A 19,300-nucleotide genomic window follows, 5' to 3' on the forward strand; every position below is an offset into this window, starting at 1 on the left:
CGACATAACCCTTCATTTAGAAATACCAGTCTCGGATGAGTCTCCGAACTAGCCCTATCCCGGCGAATGCATTATTATCTGCTCTTTTCGGGCGTAACGGTACCACGTCCAATTCTGACGAAAGGGCATTGCATCAATATCCAATGGTTTGCAATGCTCTGGAAAATAATAAATGCGCCCATGCAAAAGCGCCTGCAACGGACTTTTTCTTCCATAATGTCAAACATTCTACCTATGCGATCACAGATAGTTATTAGCTTGGTTTCCTTTGCGTTCAGCTCCGCAGTATTAGCAGCCACCCCTGAAAGTTCAGCATCAGAAAATGGCCGTTACCGCTGCCAACCGAATGCCAGCGGTAGCGGCTGGCAGTGTGATGCGATTGAGGCAAACTCAGCTCAAGGTACGCTCTATGTACCTGTAACATCGCGTGCGGCTTCAGTGACAACCGTCAAAAAAGGTAAAGCGCCAAAACCCAAAGGGCCCTATGCGCGACTAGACTGGGTGGATAGAAACCAACTCTCCGAAGAGGATCAGGCCAGCACCCCAGCCTATTGTGCCGGCGCTTATGTCGAGCCCGATTATCTAGCCGAGGAATTGCGCGACCTGGACCCTGCTACACAGCCAATTCTTGGCTCCTCTATTCAATCCGAAACAACCGAAGATGGCCACAGCACCCTGACTGGTGATGTTGTGGTTCGACAGGGCTATCGGCAGGTGAAAAGTAATAAAGCGCTGATCGATAGAAATGCCGGCACGGTTGATTTGGAAGGTGAGTCCACCTACCGTGAGCCTGGGGTACTGTTAATCGGCCAGGAAACCCACATTAATTTGGAAACAAAAGCCGTCACCATTAAAGATGCGGAATTCGTCGCTCACGAAAGCCATATGCGCGGAACAGCACAGCAACTGGAAAAGGATGAAAATGCCATTATCCGCATCACCAAAGGCATGGTGACTAATTGTCCACCCGGAACCAATAGCTGGACCTTAGCAAGCAAGCATATTGAACTTGATCGCGAACAGGGTGATGGCGTCGCTAAACACGCCGTACTGAAGGTAAAAAACGTACCGGTTTTTTATACACCCTACATTCGTTTCCCCATTGATGATCGACGCAAGTCCGGCTTCCTGTTCCCCCAGCTCGGCAAGTCCGACGACGGTATCGATTTTGCTGCGCCCTATTATTTCAACCTCGCCCCCAACTATGATGCGACTTTTACACCACGTTATATCTCTGATCGTGGTGCCATGAGCGAACTGGAATTCCGTTATCTGCATAAAAATAACAAGGGTATTATCGGTGGAGCTTACCTGGACAGTGATGACGAGTTTAACGGCAACGATCGATGGCTCGGCTCGGTCGAACATAGTGGTAGCCTCTTTAATCGCATTAACACCTTTATCGACTATGCAACTGTCAGTGATGAAGACTACTTTAGCGACCTCGGAACTGACCTGAATATTTCCAGCCGAACCCACCTGCTTAGAATAGGGCAAGCCTCCTATACCAGTGATTGGTGGCGCGTGATCACCCGGCTACACGGCTATCAAACGCTGGACGACGCTATCACCGATGCTAACAAGCCTTATGATCGATTGCCGCAAATACTTTTTGAGGCCAGCTATCCGCTCAAGAATACCGGCTTGGAAATTGGCTTAAAAACGGAATACAGCTATTTTGACCGCGATAATGATAACCTGACTGGTCTGCAAAGCGCAGTCGGCAGCCGCATGCGTGCGGAACCGAGCGTTAGCTGGAATCTGGAGTGGCCATTTGCCTATATCAAGCCAACCCTGAAGTACAAATACAGTAAATACTCGTTGGATGATCTCGATAGCAGCTTCGATGACTCACCGGATATAGCGACTCCCTTATACAGCCTCGATAGTGGCATCTTCTTTGAACGCGCAATGTCACTGTTTGGCGAGAGCATGACCCAGACATTTGAACCCAGACTGTTTTATCTCAAGGTACCAGAAGAAAAGGATCAGCACCTGATCCCGAATTTCGATACGGGCGAGCTCACTTTTAGCTATAACCAGCTCTTTCGTGAAGATCGATTTACCGGCGGCGACCGTATCGGCGATGCCGATCAGTTAGCGGTTGGCCTGACCACCCGTCTTATAGAAGCATCCGGGTTTGAACGTTTTCGCGCCAGCATTGGTCAAATCTATTATTTTGAAGATCGTTTGGTTAGCCTAACAGGCATCCCCGCTATCGATGCTACCAATTCAGAGTCAGCCTATGCGGCGGAATTTAGCTACGCACTGCGCTCTGGTTGGCGTTTCTATGGTGATATTGAGTGGGACCCCGAACTTGAGCGCACTAACGAGAGCAGCATCGGATTGCGCTATCACTCAAATAACCAGCATATTTTTAATCTGGGCTATCGTGTCCGTAATGATCGTCAAAAATTGGAACAAACTGATGTCTCGCTGATCTGGCCGCTATCCGATCGCTGGCAGATTTTCACCCGCTGGAACCAGGACCTTATCCATGACAGAATTATTGAGGCACTGGCAGGTATTGAATATAGTAGCTGTTGCTGGAGTATTCGTATTGCGGCACGACGCTGGATCAATGATGACGATCTCTTTCTGGCGAACGAGGTCGAGGAAAAAGACGGTATTTACATTCAATTTCAGCTGAAGGGGCTTGCCGGTTTAGGCCAATCGCTGGAAGGCATTCTCAGCAATAGTATTCCCGGTTATCGAGAGCAACGAAACAATGACTTTTTTAATCAATAAAACTACTTCCTTTGTCAGTCTTCTGCTATTTGCGGGATTAATTTCGTCCATATCTATCAGTCAAGCGGCAATTCAACGCCTGGATCGAGTCGCCGTGGTAGTAAATGACGATATTATTATGGAAAGCGAGGTATTGAAGCGCAAACAAGATATCATCCGCACCATCAACAGGCAGCAGGCGGCAATGCCTCCAGAGGATGAACTGCTACGCCAAGTGGTTGAGTCGCTGATCATGGAAAGTATCCAGATGCAGATTGGTGAGCGCGCAGGGGTACGTATCGACGACAATACCTTGAATCAAACGATGGAGCGGATTGCTCAACAAAACAACCTCAGCCTCGAACAATTCAAGCAACAGCTTCAGGCCGACGGTGTTTCTTATCAAGAAACCCGTGAGCAAATACGGGATGAAATGATTTCCACCCGTGTCCGCGAGGGCCGAGTCGGCGCGCGCATTCAAATTACAGAACAGGAAATACAAAATTACCTCACCTCAGAGGCGGGTAAAAAACAGCTAGAAGCAGCCTATCTGTTGGGCCACATTTTGCTTCAAGTGCCTGAGGATGCGAGTGCTGCCGAAGTAGCAAAAGCGGAAGCAAAAGCCAAAGACTTGCAACGTCAGTTAAATACTGGTGCTGATTTCGCCACGTTGGCAGCGGCCAATTCCGATGACCCTAGCGCTGCTAGCGGTGGTGCGATGGAGTGGCGTAAAGAATCACAGTTACCTTCGGTGTTTTTAGAATATGTACCCAGACTGATGATCGGTGAAGTATCTGACCCCATACGCAGTCCCAACGGTTTTCACCTGATCAAGTTACTGAATAAACAGGGTGGCGACACGCTGATGGTGCCACAAACCCACGTCCGTCATATTCTCATTAAAACCTCTGAGATTCGCGATGATGAGCAGGCAAAAGCCTTTGCCGGGCAGCTCTATGAGCGGATACAGGCAGGCGAAAGCTTTGAAGAACTGGCAAAAAGCCATAGTGCCGATACCGGGTCGCTAGCATCCGGAGGTGATTTGGGCTGGATGAATAGTCGTGACCTGGTGCCTGAATTTCGCGAAGCAATGGAGCGAGCAGAAATCAACCAGTTAACCAAACCCATCCGCTCGCAGTTCGGCTGGCATATTATCGAGGTGCTTGGACGACGTATGCAAGATATGGGTAAAGATATGCAGCGTGCTCGCGCCCGCGAAATTATCTATCAGCGCAAGTTTGAGGAAGAACTACAGATCTGGCTAAGCGAAGAGCGCGAGGATGCCTTCGTCGATATTAAACTCTATTAATCTCCGTTTAAACACGACCTTACTAGAGAGAAATAACAACCTCCGTCTCTCCTACTCGATCATAGCGGGGGTTGCTGAACCTGGAGTCGGATTGCCCATAGAGATGCATCAACACCGACAGGTTCCAAGCAGAAGTCCCCATTCTAACGGTACAAGAAAAAACCTCTGAACATGAAAAGTCCAATAATAGCAATCACCGCGGGCGAACCGGCAGGGATAGGCCCGGATATCTGTATTAAAATCGCCCAGCAGCGGCAAATTGCTGCGCTGGTCGTTATCGCCGACCCCGACATGCTACGCGAACGCGCCTCACGCTTAAACCTGCCTCTCAAACTATTTCCTTTTGAAAAGGATCAAAGTGCTAGCCCGTTAGCGGCGGGCGAACTTTACTGCCAGCCGGTTATGCTCAATACCCCATGTACTCCCGGCTCCTTAGATTCCCGTAACGCTACCTATGTACTAGAAACACTCCGCCTAGCCGCCAAAGGTTGTCAAACAAAGCAATTTAATGCGATGGTTACCGCGCCTGTACATAAGGGCATCATTAATGATGCGGGCCACACTTTTAGCGGCCACACTGAGTTTCTGGCTGAGCTGACGAACACCCCACGTGTGGTGATGATGCTGGCAACCGAGGGATTACGTGTTTGCCTCGCCACCACGCACTTACCATTAGCGCAAGTGCCACAAGCGATTACCGAAGTGCTGTTGAATGAAGTGATCAGTATTATACAGCAGGATTTGCAGCATAAATTCGGCCTAGCACAACCCAGAATTCTGGTCTGTGGCCTTAATCCTCATGCCGGAGAAGGCGGTCATCTGGGCCGCGAAGAAATTGATATTATAACCCCCACGCTTAATCGCCTGCGCCAGCAAGGCATGGACCTGGTTGGGCCGCTGCCTGCTGATACACTCTTTACCCCCAAGTATTTGGAAGAGGCTGATGCGGTGCTCGCGATGTACCACGACCAAGGCCTACCGGTACTTAAATACCGGGGTTTTGGCAATGCAGTCAACATCACTTTAGGTTTACCCATTATCCGCACCTCCGTTGACCACGGCACCGCTTTGGATTTAGCCGGTGTCGGTAGTGCCAATGAGAGTAGCCTTAAAGTAGCCATCGAATATGCCGTGCAAATGGTAACCGCCCAACAGCACACCCAGCTATGAGCAGACCAGCTGGACATCAAGCACGCAAGCGCTTCGGACAAAATTTTCTCGAAGATGCCAATATCATTCGCGCCATTATTCGGATTATTAACCCTAAGCCACAACAGGCGCTGGTTGAAATCGGCCCAGGACTCGGCGCATTAACGGAACTGTTGCTGGAAACAACCGGAGGCCATTTAGCGGTGGTCGAACTTGACCGCGATCTTATTCCTGTGTTGCGCACTAAGTTTTTTAATTATCCCCACCTCAGGATTCACCAAGCGGACGCACTCAAGTTTGATTTTCCTTCCCTCGCCCAGGCTGAGCAAAAATTGCGCATCGTCGGTAACCTGCCATACAACATTTCCACACCCCTTATCTTCCACCTCATCAGCTGTGCGAGCAGTATTCAGGATATGCACTTTATGTTGCAGAAAGAAGTGGTGGAGCGGCTGGCCGCGCAACCCGGTTGTAAAGACTACGGTCGACTTGGCATCATGGTGCAATACCATTGCCGGGTAGAGTCGCTGCTCGACGTTCCCCCCACGGCCTTTAACCCACGCCCAAAAGTAGAATCCGCCGTAGTGAAGCTCACCCCTTATATGAAGCCACCGATTCCCGCACGAGACATAGAAGTATTTGAAAAAGTCGTCCGCAGCGCTTTTGCTCAACGCCGCAAAACACTGCGAAATAACCTCAAAAGTATGATTACTGATGCTCAATTGGAAGCATTAAACATTGACCCGAGCATACGCGCCGAAAATCTAACGCTACAAAACTTCGTCGCAATCAGCGATACTTTAACCCTGTAACAATTCCCACGCCGCCAATGACACTGACGGCAAGTACGAAAAGGCAACAAGGCTTTATGAATTTAACGGATGATGATCGCTATCAGATATTGATTGATGTTGCGACCCAATACATTGATGAACAGTCTCACCCCGAGGATAACCAATTCGTGTTTTCCTATACCATTAACATCAGTAATATCGGCACCTTAACTGCACAACTGCTCAGCCGACATTGGATCATTACTGATGCCAACAACGAGGTACAGGAGGTTAAAGGCGAGGGCGTTGTAGGAGAGCAACCCATTATCGAACCCGGCGCCAGCTATGTTTATACCAGCGGAGTAGTGCTCAACACCTCGGTGGGGCATATGCAGGGCTCCTATCAGATGTTGAGCGAAGATGGCCAGTTATTTGATGCACCGATCGATGCCTTCACTTTAGCCAGGCCCCATGCCTTACACTAATTGGGGACTCTAAATGGCCACTTATGCAATCGGCGACATTCAAGGTTGCTATGATTCTCTCATGTGTCTGTTGGACAGAGTTAATTTTGACCGTTCCAAGGACACACTTTGGGTAGCTGGCGACTTAGTTAACCGCGGACCTAATTCGCTTGAAACGCTACGTTTTTTAAAAAGCCTAGGCGAGCACACCAAAATTGTCCTCGGCAACCACGATCTGCATTTACTCGCCATTGCAGAAGACATCAGGCGGCCCCATCCAAAAGACTCTATCAACGATATCCTGGCCGCCCCGGATCGTAATGAGTTATTAACCTGGCTACGGCAACAACCTTTACTCTTTTACGACCCAGTGCGCCAATATGTGCTTGTGCATGCAGGGCTAGCGCCGCAATGGAGCATTGAACAGGCATTATCTCTGGCGCAGGAAGTGGAAGCGACGCTCAAAGGCCCAGACTACAAAGAATTCCTCTGCCAAATGTATGGAGATCAGCCCAATATTTGGGATGATACACTAACCGGCTGGGCACGTTTACGATTGATTACCAACTACTTTACCCGAATGCGCTTGTGCAGTGAGCGGGGCGAACTGGAGCTGACACATCATCAAGGCATCGAACATGCTCCCGCTGGCTTTGGTCCTTGGTTCGCACATAAAAATAGACAAACACGGCATCTCAATATTCTATTTGGACACTGGGCAGCCCTTGAAGGGGAAAGCAATGAAGACCGGGTTTTTGCCTTGGATACCGGCTGCGTCTGGGGGCGTAAACTCACCATGATGAGACTGGAAGACCATCGGATATTCAATTGTGACTGTCCACCCAGGCTAACAGACAAATAAGAGGTATCGCATTATGAATTTCTCCCGTATTTCTGCAGAAAAAGCGAAAACACTCTTAGCGAAAGCAGATACAAACCTTATTGATATTCGCGACGAGCAAAGCTTCCAGCTCGGTCATATTGTCGCCGCCCAGCATATCGATAACCACTGCATTGCAGAGTTCATAGCAAAAGCGGACAAGAGCAAACCCCTCATCGTTTGTTGCTATCATGGCAATTCCAGTCAAAGCGCCGCTCAATTCTTTGTCGAACAATCTTTCCAGGAAGTGTATAGCTTAGATGGTGGTTTTGAGCACTGGCGCACGCTCTATCCGCAGGATTGCACACAGGGGCAATAGGAGCACGGAAATAGGGCTATTTATTTTGACGAAGCGAGCGCGCTTACCATTTGCACCAAGGCACTGCTGCAATCGCCATCCAATTTAATGTCGAAATTTCCATCGTGGCGGGTCTTGCCCTGATTAATCGCCAAAACAGGCATCTGCTTTTGGGTTGCGTAACGACAAAACTGATAGGCTGAATAAACCATGAGTGAAGAGCCTAGCACAAGCAGAGCATCGGATTGATGCAAATGAGAGTAGGCCAGATCAATACGTTCCTTCGGTACAGAGCCACCGTAGAAAACCACCTTGGGCATATAGACGCCGCCACAAAGATCACAGCAGGGAATCATGAAATCCTTAAAATCAGATTCGTTCAAGTCAGCATCTCCATCTGGGGCAATAGCTGCCGCTAACGCTGTATAGCTTGGGTTTTCCTGCTCTAAGCGAATCTGTAATTCAGTTCGAGGTGTATCATTGCCACAGCCCAAACAACAAACTGTGTCAATCCGTCCGTGCAGGTCAATCACCCGAGTGCTACCTGCTTGCTGATGCAAACCGTCTACGTTCTGTGTCACCAGCTGCTGGACATACCCCGCCACCTCCAGTTCATAGAGTGCCATATGACTCGCGTTCGGCTTCGCTTTTTGAAAAAACCGCCAACCCAACAGGCTTCGAGCCCAATAACGCTTGCGTACTGACTCCGACTCGATAAATGCTTGATGCATGACCGGCGGGTTACGCTTCCATGCTGCATCGCGATCACGATAATCGGGTATGCCAGAGTCCGTACTAATCCCAGCGCCAGAAATTATAAACAGCTTAGGGTGCTCCAGAATGGCTCGAATAAGGCCCTTGAGGTCTGTTTTTTCTTGCTGGGAAAATATTTTTTTATTCATCAATTTTTAATTCATCAAGTAGATAGCTTTATTTAGCTTCCCTACAATAAAACAGCTTACCGATAGATATTCCGCATCGCGCAGGCCTGTCTTTTAATCCACGTGATGCTGGCTTTCCTCTCATAGCATCTTATGCCCCACTAGAGTGACCGTAAGTGCTCACTATAACCAACGAAATTACGCAGGCTCTAGCCAATTCTTTTTTCCGCAAGACATAACAAAATTGTTCTATCAATGCTGTCAGTAAATATGAACTTCATCTTATCGCCATCCTCTAATGTGTTGCTTAGCTCTCGCATATTTTTATTGAATAACGGGCAGCTCAAAATTTTTGACTTATACTTATAGCTACAGATTGACGTTAACACTTATCCATAACTGAATTCGTTTGGGTAATTTACTGCGATAGCTGTCGTCATTAGGCACAGGTAAATTCCAGGAGGATACCATGAGTATTTTCAGCCACTACCAAACCCGCTACGAAGATTCCAAGCAAGAAGAATTTAGCTTGCAAGAATACCTTGAGATATGCAAGAACGACCCTTCTGCATACTCTAGCGCCGCAGAAAGATTGTTACTTGCCATCGGCGAACCGGAATTAATTAATACCTCACAAGATCCTCGCCTAAGCCGCATCTTCTCCAATAAGGTGATTAAACGTTATCCACAATTCGGCGACTTCTTCGGCATGGAGGAGTGCATCGAACAAATCGTTTCCTTCTTTAAGCATGCTGCGCAGGGTTTGGAAGAGAAGAAGCAGATTCTCTACTTACTTGGCCCGGTTGGTGGCGGGAAATCATCCTTGGCGGAAAAACTGAAAGAACTCATGGAGAAAGTACCCTTTTATTCACTCAAGGGATCTCCTATTAACGAATCGCCCTTGGCACTCTTCAAACCAGAAGAAGACGCCAAAATACTCGAAGAAGAATATGGGATTCCGATTCGCTATGTCAGAACCATCATGTCTCCCTGGGCGGCAAAACGTCTCAAAGAATTTAACGGCGATATCAGCCAATTTAGAGTGATCAAACAGCACCCTTCCGTCTTACACCAGACTGCCATTTCAAAAACTGAACCCGGCGATGAGAACAACCAGGATATCTCATCATTAGTAGGTAAAGTCGATATCCGTAAATTGGAAGAGTTCGAGCAAAACGATCCAGATGCCTATAGTTTTTCCGGCGGGCTTTGCAAATCCAACCAAGGCATTATGGAATTTGTAGAAATGTTTAAGGCACCCATTAAGGTTCTGCATCCATTACTGACAGCCTCCCAGGAAGGTAACTATAACGGCACCGAGGCCATTGGCTCGATTCCCTTTGACGGCATTATTCTGGCACACTCCAATGAAGCAGAATGGCAGAGCTTCAAAAACAATAAAAATAATGAGGCCTTTATCGACCGCGTTTACATCGTCAAAGTCCCCTATTGCCTACAGGTCAGCGAAGAGGTCAATATCTATGAGAAACTTTTAGCCAACAGCTCTCTCAGCGAAGCCCCTTGCGCGCCGGATACATTACGCATGCTAGCCCAGTTCACCGTCTTATCGCGCTTGAAGGAGCCAGAAAATTCCAGCATCTACTCCAAGATGCGAGTCTACGATGGTGAAAACTTAAAGGATATCGACCCAAAGGCGAAATCTATTCAGGACTATAAGGACACGGCAGGAGTCGATGAAGGCATGAACGGCCTTTCTACTCGATTCGCCTTCAAAATTCTCTCCAAAGTCTTTAACTTCGACGCATCGGAAATAGCAGCCAATCCGGTACACCTGATGTACGTATTGGAAAAACAAATTGAGCAGGAACAGTTTCCAACGGAAACACGTGACCGTTACCTGAACTTCCTGAAAGAGTTTATTGCACCACGTTACATTGAATTTATCGGCAAGGAAATCCAGACCGCTTACCTGGAATCATACTCACAGTACGGTCAAAATATTTTCGACCGGTACATTACTTACGCCGATTTATGGATACAGGATCAGGAGTTCAGAAATCCTGAAACCGGTGAGATTCTCGACCATGCCTCTCTGAATGATGAACTTGAGAAAATTGAAAAACCGGCTGGTATTAGCAATCCTAAGGATTTCCGCCATGAAGTGGTTAATTTTGTACTGCGTGCACGAGCTTCCAATCATGGTAAAAATCCAGCCTGGAACAGCTATGAGAAGTTGCGCCTAGTGATCGAGAAAAATATGTTCTCCAGTACTGAAGATTTACTACCCGTCATTTCCTTCAATGCAAAATCTTCCACTGAGGATCAGAAGAAGCATCAAGATTTTGTCAACCGATTAACTGAGCGCGGCTATACCGAGAAGCAGGTGCGCTTACTCTCTGAGTGGTATTTGAGAGTACGCAAGTCACGTTAGAGACACAACCACGGCCAGCACTTGATCAAGCTGCCTAGATGAAAATCATTTAAGCGCTGGCTAGACAGATAGAATCGGGTCGCGGAAGAGCACCCCACTCTTCTAACTATGCCAGATTCTGCTTAACCGGGGCGAATGGAATAGTTGTCATGGCTTTTCTGATCATCGACCGCAGACTTAACGGCAAGCATAAAAGCGCTGTCAACCGGCAACGCTTCTTGCGCCGCTACCGCAAACATATTAAAGAAGCGGTTTCCGATGCGATAAAAAAACGCAGCATCACCGATATTGAACGTGGTGAGGAAATCAGCATACCCAAAAGAGATGTTTCAGAGCCGACCTTTCATCATGGTCGCGGCGGTCGCCAGACCCGGATTTTCCCTGGCAACAAAGAATTTGTTACCGGCGATAGAATTAAACGACCAAAGGGCGGAGGCTCAGGGGGAGGTAGTGGCGAAGCCAGTGATTCCGGTGAGGGTGAAGATGAATTCGTGTTTGAGCTCACTCAAGCAGAATTTTTGGACTTCATGTTTGAAGACCTGGAATTGCCAAATCTGATCAAAAAACAACTCAAAGACACTGACTCATACAAGCTGGTAAAGGGTGGCTACACGCGCCAGGGTATTCCGGCCCGATTGAATGTATTGCAGTCATTGCGCAGTGCACACGCGCGGCGTATTGCTCTCGGCGGCTCAACCAAAAAACAAATCCGCGACCTGGAAACTGAGTTGAAAGCACTGGAAGAAAAAAATGACGCCGATGGTCAGGAAAGAATTCGTGAAATAAAGCTGACGCTTGATCGGCTCCATCGCCGCCTGAACCAGATACCTTTTCTCGATGACTTTGACCTGAAATATAACAATGTCATCGAACAACCCACACCGACGACAAGCGCCGTAATGTTTTGTCTGATGGATGTGTCCGGTTCCATGACGCAAGACATCAAGGATATGGCAAAACGTTTTTTTATCCTGCTATACCTATTTCTCAAACGCAATTATCAGAAAATAGAAGTGGTGTTTATTCGCCACCACACCAGTGCCAGTGAAGTTGATGAAGACGAGTTTTTCTATTCCCGCGAAACCGGGGGCACTATTGTATCTAGCGCCTTAAAAATGATGAATGAGATTATCGCCGAACGCTATCCGGCAAATGACTGGAACATTTACGCAGCACAGGCTTCAGATGGTGATAATTGGGCGGATGATTCGCCACTCTGTCACGACCTACTGATAACGAAACTATTGCCCAAAGTCCAGTATTACACCTACGTAGAAATAACGCCGCGCGATCATCAGGCGCTTTGGTTCGCCTATGAAGACATTGCGGAAAAATATCCTCATCAATTCGCCATGCAGCAAATCGTAGGCCTGGATGACATTTATCCGGTATTCCACGATTTATTTGAAAGGAAAACCAAATGAGCGACCATAAAAAAGGTAAACACAGCTCACAGGGAGAAAATTCAACACCTATCTCAGATGGTTTAGAACCTGAAATAGTGTCTCAGGAGACACCAGCTTCGGAACAACCATCACCTCAAAACCCGGCTTTGTCTAAAGACAACTTGCCAGGCAGCACTCGTAGCAGCGCTAAAGAACCCAACTTGATCGCCGAAGGCTCAGAATGGACCTTCGCTCACTTAGAAGCTTATGAGGCTGAAATCGCACGGGTGGCAAAACGTTATCGTCTCGACACTTATCCAAATCAAATAGAAGTTATCAGTGCTGAGCAAATGATGGATGCCTATTCTTCTACCGGTATGCCGGTGGGCTATCATCACTGGTCGTTCGGAAAACAGTTTCTCTCAACAGAACAAGGCTACCGTCGCGGCCACATGGGACTGGCCTATGAATTGGTCATTAACTCAAACCCCTGCATCTCCTACCTGATGGAGGAAAATACCCTCACCTTACAAGCACTGGTGATCGCTCACGCATGCTTCGGTCATAACTCCTTTTTTAAGGGCAACTACCTTTTCAAAACCTGGACCGATGCCAGCGCTATCGTTAACTATCTACTCTTCGCCAAAAACTATATCGCCTCCTGCGAGGAGAGGTATGGCATTGAAGCCGTAGAGGGCCTACTCGACTCCTGCCATGCCCTTATGAATTACGGTGTCGACCGTTATCGTCGGCCAACACCCATTTCAGCGGAAAAAGAACAACAGCGCCAAACGGAGCGCGAAGAATACTTGCAGCATCAAGTGAACGACCTATGGCGCACCATTCCCAAGAAAGAGCAATCCGAGCAGGAAACAACCTTTCGCTTTCCCTCCGAACCACAGGAGAACATGCTCTATTTTATTGAAAAGAACGCGCCACTGCTGGAATCTTGGGAGCGGGAGGTGGTAAGAATTGTACGTAAGATTGCGCAGTACTTTTACCCTCAGCGACAAACCAAAGTCATGAACGAAGGCTGGGCCACCTTTTGGCATTATACTCTGCTCAACACCCTCTATGACGAAGGCAAAGTGAGCGAAGGGTTCATCTTCGAATTTTTGCAATCACATACGAATGTGATCTACCAGCCGGATTTTGATTCACCTTATTTTAGCGGCATCAACCCCTATACCCTCGGTTTCGCCATGTTTTGTGATATTCGCCGAATATGTGAAAACCCAACTCAGGAGGACAAGGAGTTTTTCCCCGATTTTGCCGGTACGGATTGGTTGGATACCGTGCACCACGCCATGCAAAACTATAAAGACGAGAGTTTTATCCTGCAGTTCTTGTCGCCCAAGGTTATTCGCGACCTAAAACTGTTTTGTCTTCTCGACGATGACCAAAATAATGAGATTGAAATTACCGCCATTCACGATGATCTTGGTTATAAAAAAATTCGTGAACAATTAGCGCACCACTATAATCTCAGCGCGCAAGAACCAAACATCCAAATTTATTCGGTTAATTTGCGTGGTGATCGCTCAATTACGCTACATCACCGTCAGCAGGACCGGATACCCTTGGACAGGGAAGACGCCGCGGAAGTACTGAAACATTTCCATCGTCTTTGGGGCTTTGATGTTCACCTCGAATCCATCAGCGATGGCAAAGTAACTGCCAAGTTCGTCTGTAACGATGAATCCTTAAAAGCAGGTTTTGAGGAAAACGAGGATGATAATTTAGATGAATAACGAGGCGCCACTAGTGCCTACGACCAATTAACCTATCCAGCTCAATCATACCAAATCGTCCACATCCACCGAGGTTCCGCAGGGTTCCCCCTTTATTCTAGTATGTTACAGAACGTAGCTGGCGAGCGGCGTAAGCCGACAATACATCTTCACTGATTTAAAATACTCCCTGGATACGGCGAAATGATCATTGCAACGCTATAACCGACCATCAGCGATTATAAAAATGGCTTAAGTAGTTTAGAATGAGCAAGCCTATTCTTACCGAAAACTATCGAAAAATTATACAGATGCGTGCAAACAGAGCCTAACATGGATATTTATTTAGTCGGTGGTGCCGTACGCGACAAATTGCTGGGATACCCTTTCCACGAGCAGGACTGGGTCGTGGTGGGCGCGACACCTGAACAAATGTTAGCACTTGGATATCGTCAGGTTGGCAAAGACTTCCCGGTCTTTTTACATCCGAAAACCCAGGAAGAATACGCCTTAGCTCGCACCGAACGCAAAACCGGCAAAGGCTACAAAGGCTTCACTTGCGATAGCAGCACAGCGGTTACCTTAGAGCAAGACCTCGCACGCCGAGATCTGAGCATTAATGCGATTGCTGAAACCCAGGATGGCCAGCTCATCGACCCTTATCATGGTCAGCAGGATTTAACGGATAGAGTCTTGCGCCATGTATCCCCAGCTTTTGCTGAGGATCCTTTGCGCGTGTTGCGCGTCGCACGTTTCGCCGCTCGCTACCATCACCTTGGCTTTAATATTGCCGAAGAAACTCTGACACTAATGCAACAGATTGTTGCCTCCGGCGAAATCGCTCACATAGCCCCCGAACGCCTGTGGCGTGAGATTGATAACGCGTTGAGCGAGCAGTCACCCGATGAGTTTATTCGCGTATTGCGACGCTGTGGCGCCTTAAAGGCCATATTACCAGAGCTTGATTGTCTCTTTGGTATTCCACAAACGAAAAAATACCATCCTGAAATCGATACCGGCGAGCATGTCCTGATGGCGTTACGGCAGTGCGTCAAACTTGCCGCCCCAACACCAGTACGCTACGCCGTATTGCTGCACGATCTTGGTAAAGGCTTAACCTCACCGAATCAATGGCCATCCCATATCGGCCACGAAAAAAAAGGCAGCGCCCTAATTGAAACAATTGGCGAGCGCATGAAGGCACCCAGGCAATACACCGATCTCGCCAAGCAGGTCGCGCTTTATCACACCCATTGCCATCGAGCTTTAGAAATACGCCCGGTTAAAATTATGGCGCTGTTAGAAGCCATCGATGCACTGCGACGCCCTGACCGATTTCAACAATTCCTCTTAGCCTGCGAGGCCGATGCCAAAGGCCGCTTAGGGTTCGAGGACAATGCCTATCCACAGGCTAAATACTTGCAGCAGATACTCGAACTGATCAGCCAAGTTGATACCAAAGCTCTGCTCGATCAAGGCTTCAAGGGAAGCGAATTAGGCGAAAAATTACGACAGCAACGCGTAAACTTGATTGACACCTACCGTAAAAATTATGGAAAAAAAGATGAGCACTAATGCTACCGCAAAAGTCGCCCTGGTGACTGGCGCCGCTAAACGTATTGGCGCGGCGCTCGCTCGCGCATTACATCAAGAAGGGTTCAGCATTTTAATTCATTACGACACCTCGGATACAGATGCCAAATCTCTACAAGCAGAGCTGGAAACACTTCGGCCCGATTCTGCTCATTGCCTCAGCGCCGATTTATCTGATTTTTTAGCCGTTGAACAGCTCGCTAAGGAAGCTATTTCTGTCTGGGGACATATCGATGTCTTGATTAACAATGCGGCACGTTTTTATCCCTCCGAAGTAGGCAGCCTCACCGCAAATAACTGGGATGACCTGATCAATATCAATTTGCGAGCACCGCTATTCTTAAGCCAGGCTCTCGCGGAGACACTTAAGCATCGCCTTGGCTGTATCCTGAACCTTGTCGATATTTACGCCGAAAGACCGCTAAAAGGCCATCCTATCTACAGCATTAGCAAAGCAGGCATGACAATGTTGACCAAAAGTTTAGCTATTGAATTAGGCCCCGAGGTAAGGGTCAATGGTATTGCTCCCGGTGCGATACTGTGGCCGGGGCAGGCGGTAGATATCAACACTACCGAGAAGGAGAGAGTCCTGAACCGTGTCGCTCTGAAAAAAATGGGGAATCCGCAAGATATCTGTCAAGCAGCGTTATTTCTGATTAACCAGGCACCCTATATCACCGGACAGATCATCAACGTCGACGGTGGCAGGACACTCAATCCATAGCCTTGCGCCCTTTTATTGCGCCTGAGAAATCAACTGGTCACGCCAAACGAAATCGACTTTCCAAAGTGCTTGACGTGCTTTGTCATAGTCACGCCATAAATCGATACAGCGTTTGCCACTACCCGGTAACACCTGATCGGCGGCTATTTCAGTGAGTGGCAACAGCACATGTGCCTGCTCCACAACCTCTTTGCGTGGCAATAAAACGCCCTCATATACACCGACGCAATCCCCATAGGTCAACACATCGATATCCAGAGTTCGAGCGCTGAATTTTGGTCCACTACGATCGCGCCCATTCTGATCTTCGACCTGTTTAATCAATTGAATTAATTGATTCAAAGGTAGTGGAGTTTCTACTCCCACCACCAAATTATAAAAATCATCGCCCTTAAAACCGACTGCTGCGCTCTCATAAACCGAGGAAATACTCAGCTTTCCCAGCGACTCGGTCAACATGTCTAACGCACAACAGATGTGTTGGTGACGCTGTACGTTGCTGCCAATGCCAAGAAATACTTTAGGCATAACAACTCACTTTTTTTGTCGCTCAATAATGATTCCAACATCGCGCGCGCCCCTGACAGCACCTGGCTTACTCAGCCGTAAGCGCAACCAAGGCACGTTAAATTCCTCCAACACGATCTTTGCCACCTGCTCGGCCATCGCCTCAACTAACAGAAACTCGCTCCCACTAATGAAGCTAATCAGCCGTTTGGAAACTGCCTTGTAGTCCAGGGTGTCTTTAATATCATCGCTTTTCGCAGCCTGCTGAATATCAGTCGCCATCTCCAAATCGAGGTTTACAACCTGTTTTACTTCCCGTTCCCAGTCATAGATTCCTATCAAAGTCTCAACTTCCAACTCACGGATGTAGACAATATCCATAGATTTCCTGCTCTTAATTAGTCAACGAATCATCTGATTTTCAATAGCTTCCAACTCTTCCAATGGCCAGCGCGGACGGCAAACAATTTCCAGACTCTCACGCTGTCCAGCTAAAAGCCGCTGGCAACCCGCAAAGGCAATCATCGCACCATTATCTGTGCAAAATTCCGGGCGCGCATAATACAGTTTTTTCCCAGGGTTTTTCTCAAGCATTTCATGCAAGCCCTCCCGTAATCGGCGGTTAGCACTGACGCCGCCAGCGATCACCAGTGTGTCATGACGGGCATGTTCTAACGCTCGCTTGCATTTGATGACTAAGGTTTCCACCACGGCCGTCTCAAAGGCTAACGCTATATCAGCCCTGAGCTGCTCATTTAAAGCTACTTCCCGGCACTGTTCGGCAATACAGTTTCTGGTGTAAGTTTTTAGCCCGCTAAAGCTAAAATCCAAACCGGGGCGATCCACCATCGGTCGCGGAAAGACAAATCTTCCGGGTGTACCTTTTTCTGCCAGGGCTGCTATCGCTGGCCCACCTGGATAATCTAAACCAAGCATTTTCGCAGCTTTATCAAAAGCTTCTCCGGCGGCATCGTCAACCGACTCACCCAATAATCGATAGCATCCGATACCCTGTACATCAATCAATTGCGTGTGCCCGCCGGAGACCAACAGTGCCACAAAGGGAAAATTAGGTGGCGTGCTTTCCAGCATCGGCGCTAGCATGTGTCCTTCCATGTGATGCACGCCCAATGCCGGCACTTGCCAAGCAAACGCCAAGGATTTCGCCACTGATGCTCCAACCATTAGTGCACCGATCAGCCCAGGGCCAGCAGTATAGGCAATGCCATCGACCTCATCAGCACTACAATTTGCTTGCTGCAATACGTCTTTAATCAGTGGAATTACTCGGCGCACATGATCGCGCGAAGCCAACTCGGGAACCACGCCACCGTATTCCAAATGCAAATCCACTTGGCTATAAAGCGCCTCTCCTAACAGACCCAGCTCACTGTCATAGAGCGCAATACCTGTCTCATCGCAGGATGTTTCGATACCCAATACTTTCATTCCAAAACAACCTTACTTAAAGCAACTCTCAGTTAAGTGCCAACAATTCAAAGAAAACCTGCACATTGACTGCTAAAATTTTGCAATTCCTTGCATTTGGGATTAGAATGCGCGCCCCTAGGTATGCAGGTATGGGAACTTATTAGGTGCGGGGTTTTACCAAATTGACCCGCTAATTGGAACACAAAAGCTTAAAAATAGGTAAGATTAATGCCTTCAGTAAAAATGAAAGAGAATGAACCCTTTGATATCGCATTACGTCGTTTTAAACGCTCTTGCGAAAAGGCTGGCGTATTGGCTGAAGTCCGTCGCCGTGAGTTTTATGAAAAACCCACCTGGATACGTAAACGCAAAGCCGCAGCAGCAGTTAAGCGTCACGCGAAAAAAGTGCAGCGCGAGAACCGTCGCATGGAACGCCTGTACTAGTTAGTATAGAAACAGTTATTAGCACCAGCTCTATCAGCATCCCCCTAAAGCCAGGTTGCACCATGTCTGAATTGAAACAACGCATTACCGAGGCAATGAAAGTCGCCATGCGTGCAAAAGATAAGGAGCGGCTTGGCGCTATTCGATTAATGCTGTCAGAATTTAAGCGCATCGAAGTTGACGAGCGTATCGAGCTGGACGAGGCTCGTATTCTTGCGGTGCTTGATAAAATGTTGAAACAACGCCGCGACTCTATTCAGCAATTTGAAAAAGCGCAACGTCAGGATCTGGCGGACATCGAAATTGCCGAAATCAAAGTGATTCAGGAATTTATGCCCGCAGCGCTGAGCCAGGCGGAAATAACCCAGCTTATCGACCAAGCGATTGCCAGCACTGGCGCAAGCTCTATTAAAGATATGGGCGCACTGATGGCAGTGCTCAAACCACAGCTACAGGGCAAAGCCGATATGGGCCAAGTCAGCCAGCTGATAAAAAATCGTTTTGGCTAAAGACCCTTTAAAATAGGTAAGCTCCAAAAGCACTTCTAACAACTTGGCTGTAACTTGTTTGGTGTGCGATACAAAGATTCCCTTATAAAATACTTACGGCGATA

18 protein-coding genes are annotated in these 19,300 nt (G+C 47.9%); 14 read left to right on the forward strand and 4 right to left on the reverse strand.

The window, feature by feature from the left end; translation table 11 throughout:
* The first annotated feature begins 234 nt into the window (after positions 1 to 234).
* The 7 genes from H6995_14640 (at position 235) to glpE (ending at position 7,621) form a co-directional block, all read left to right on the forward strand.
* Positions 235 to 2,748: an LPS-assembly protein LptD gene (locus tag H6995_14640; protein ID MCP5216236.1), complete on the forward strand. Its 2,514-nt coding sequence runs from the start codon at positions 235 to 237 to the stop codon at positions 2,746 to 2,748.
* Positions 2,729 to 4,036 (forward strand): peptidylprolyl isomerase, encoded by a 1,308-nt coding sequence (locus H6995_14645; GenBank protein MCP5216237.1) that lies wholly within the window; start codon positions 2,729 to 2,731, stop codon positions 4,034 to 4,036. The genes H6995_14640 and H6995_14645 overlap by 20 nt, the downstream gene beginning before the upstream one ends.
* A 171-nt stretch (positions 4,037 to 4,207) precedes the next feature.
* The gene (gene pdxA / locus H6995_14650) at positions 4,208 to 5,206 is read left to right on the forward strand and encodes a 4-hydroxythreonine-4-phosphate dehydrogenase PdxA (protein ID MCP5216238.1); all 999 of its coding nucleotides are present in this window, start codon (positions 4,208 to 4,210) and stop codon (positions 5,204 to 5,206) included.
* The gene (rsmA, locus tag H6995_14655) at positions 5,203 to 5,997 is read left to right on the forward strand and encodes a 16S rRNA (adenine(1518)-N(6)/adenine(1519)-N(6))-dimethyltransferase RsmA (protein MCP5216239.1); all 795 of its coding nucleotides are present in this window, start codon (positions 5,203 to 5,205) and stop codon (positions 5,995 to 5,997) included. The genes pdxA and rsmA overlap by 4 nt, the downstream gene beginning before the upstream one ends.
* 56 nt (positions 5,998 to 6,053) lie before the next feature.
* The gene (gene apaG, locus H6995_14660; GenBank protein MCP5216240.1) at positions 6,054 to 6,443 is read left to right on the forward strand and encodes a Co2+/Mg2+ efflux protein ApaG; all 390 of its coding nucleotides are present in this window, start codon (positions 6,054 to 6,056) and stop codon (positions 6,441 to 6,443) included.
* Positions 6,444 to 6,456: 13 nt separating this feature from the next.
* Positions 6,457 to 7,284 (forward strand): symmetrical bis(5'-nucleosyl)-tetraphosphatase, encoded by an 828-nt coding sequence (locus H6995_14665; protein MCP5216241.1) that lies wholly within the window; start codon positions 6,457 to 6,459, stop codon positions 7,282 to 7,284.
* A gap of 13 nt (positions 7,285 to 7,297) precedes the next feature.
* Positions 7,298 to 7,621 (forward strand): thiosulfate sulfurtransferase GlpE, encoded by a 324-nt coding sequence (glpE, locus tag H6995_14670; protein MCP5216242.1) that lies wholly within the window; start codon positions 7,298 to 7,300, stop codon positions 7,619 to 7,621.
* Positions 7,622 to 7,641: 20 nt separating this feature from the next.
* Here the strand turns inward: glpE and H6995_14675 are convergent, their stop codons facing one another.
* On the reverse strand, positions 7,642 to 8,502 hold the full coding sequence (locus H6995_14675; GenBank protein MCP5216243.1) for an NAD-dependent protein deacetylase: 861 nt from the start codon (positions 8,500 to 8,502) through the stop codon (positions 7,642 to 7,644).
* A 448-nt stretch (positions 8,503 to 8,950) separates the two neighbouring features.
* Between H6995_14675 and H6995_14680 the strand changes: the two genes are divergently transcribed.
* The 5 genes from H6995_14680 to H6995_14700 all read left to right on the forward strand — a co-directional run bounded on the left by H6995_14680 (position 8,951) and on the right by H6995_14700 (position 16,305).
* A complete protein-coding gene (locus H6995_14680) occupies positions 8,951 to 10,873 on the forward strand; it encodes a PrkA family serine protein kinase (protein ID MCP5216244.1) in 1,923 nt (640 codons plus the stop codon).
* 149 nt (positions 10,874 to 11,022) lie between these two features.
* Entirely contained in the window at positions 11,023 to 12,297 is a 1,275-nt protein-coding gene (locus H6995_14685; protein ID MCP5216245.1) for a YeaH/YhbH family protein, read from the forward strand.
* The gene (locus H6995_14690) at positions 12,294 to 14,009 is read left to right on the forward strand and encodes a SpoVR family protein (GenBank protein MCP5216246.1); all 1,716 of its coding nucleotides are present in this window, start codon (positions 12,294 to 12,296) and stop codon (positions 14,007 to 14,009) included. The genes H6995_14685 and H6995_14690 overlap by 4 nt, the downstream gene beginning before the upstream one ends.
* 312 nt (positions 14,010 to 14,321) lie before the next feature.
* Positions 14,322 to 15,563 (forward strand): multifunctional CCA addition/repair protein, encoded by a 1,242-nt coding sequence (locus H6995_14695; protein ID MCP5216247.1) that lies wholly within the window; start codon positions 14,322 to 14,324, stop codon positions 15,561 to 15,563.
* Entirely contained in the window at positions 15,541 to 16,305 is a 765-nt protein-coding gene (locus tag H6995_14700; protein ID MCP5216248.1) for a pteridine reductase, read from the forward strand. The genes H6995_14695 and H6995_14700 overlap by 23 nt, the downstream gene beginning before the upstream one ends.
* 12 nt (positions 16,306 to 16,317) lie before the next feature.
* Here H6995_14700 and folK read toward each other — a convergent pair whose 3' ends face one another.
* From folK to tsaD, 3 genes are read right to left on the reverse strand one after another with little or no spacing between them, the layout of a single operon-like run.
* On the reverse strand, positions 16,318 to 16,833 hold the full coding sequence (gene folK, locus H6995_14705; GenBank protein ID MCP5216249.1) for a 2-amino-4-hydroxy-6-hydroxymethyldihydropteridine diphosphokinase: 516 nt from the start codon (positions 16,831 to 16,833) through the stop codon (positions 16,318 to 16,320).
* A gap of 6 nt (positions 16,834 to 16,839) precedes the next feature.
* Positions 16,840 to 17,193: a dihydroneopterin aldolase gene (gene folB / locus H6995_14710; protein MCP5216250.1), complete on the reverse strand. Its 354-nt coding sequence runs from the start codon at positions 17,191 to 17,193 to the stop codon at positions 16,840 to 16,842.
* Between the two features lie 21 nt (positions 17,194 to 17,214).
* Positions 17,215 to 18,261: a tRNA (adenosine(37)-N6)-threonylcarbamoyltransferase complex transferase subunit TsaD gene (tsaD, locus tag H6995_14715; protein MCP5216251.1), complete on the reverse strand. Its 1,047-nt coding sequence runs from the start codon at positions 18,259 to 18,261 to the stop codon at positions 17,215 to 17,217.
* Positions 18,262 to 18,471: 210 nt separating this feature from the next.
* Here tsaD and rpsU point away from each other — a divergent pair, with 210 nt between their 5' ends.
* Positions 18,472 to 18,687, forward strand: coding sequence for a 30S ribosomal protein S21 (gene rpsU / locus H6995_14720; protein ID MCP5216252.1), 216 nt, complete (start codon positions 18,472 to 18,474; stop codon positions 18,685 to 18,687).
* Between the two features lie 62 nt (positions 18,688 to 18,749).
* Positions 18,750 to 19,196: a GatB/YqeY domain-containing protein gene (locus tag H6995_14725; GenBank protein ID MCP5216253.1), complete on the forward strand. Its 447-nt coding sequence runs from the start codon at positions 18,750 to 18,752 to the stop codon at positions 19,194 to 19,196.
* Positions 19,197 to 19,300: the final 104 nt, after the last annotated feature.

This window comes from Pseudomonadales bacterium, assembly GCA_024234615.1.
Classification (GTDB): Bacteria; Pseudomonadota; Gammaproteobacteria; order Pseudomonadales; family IMCC2047; genus JAJFKB01.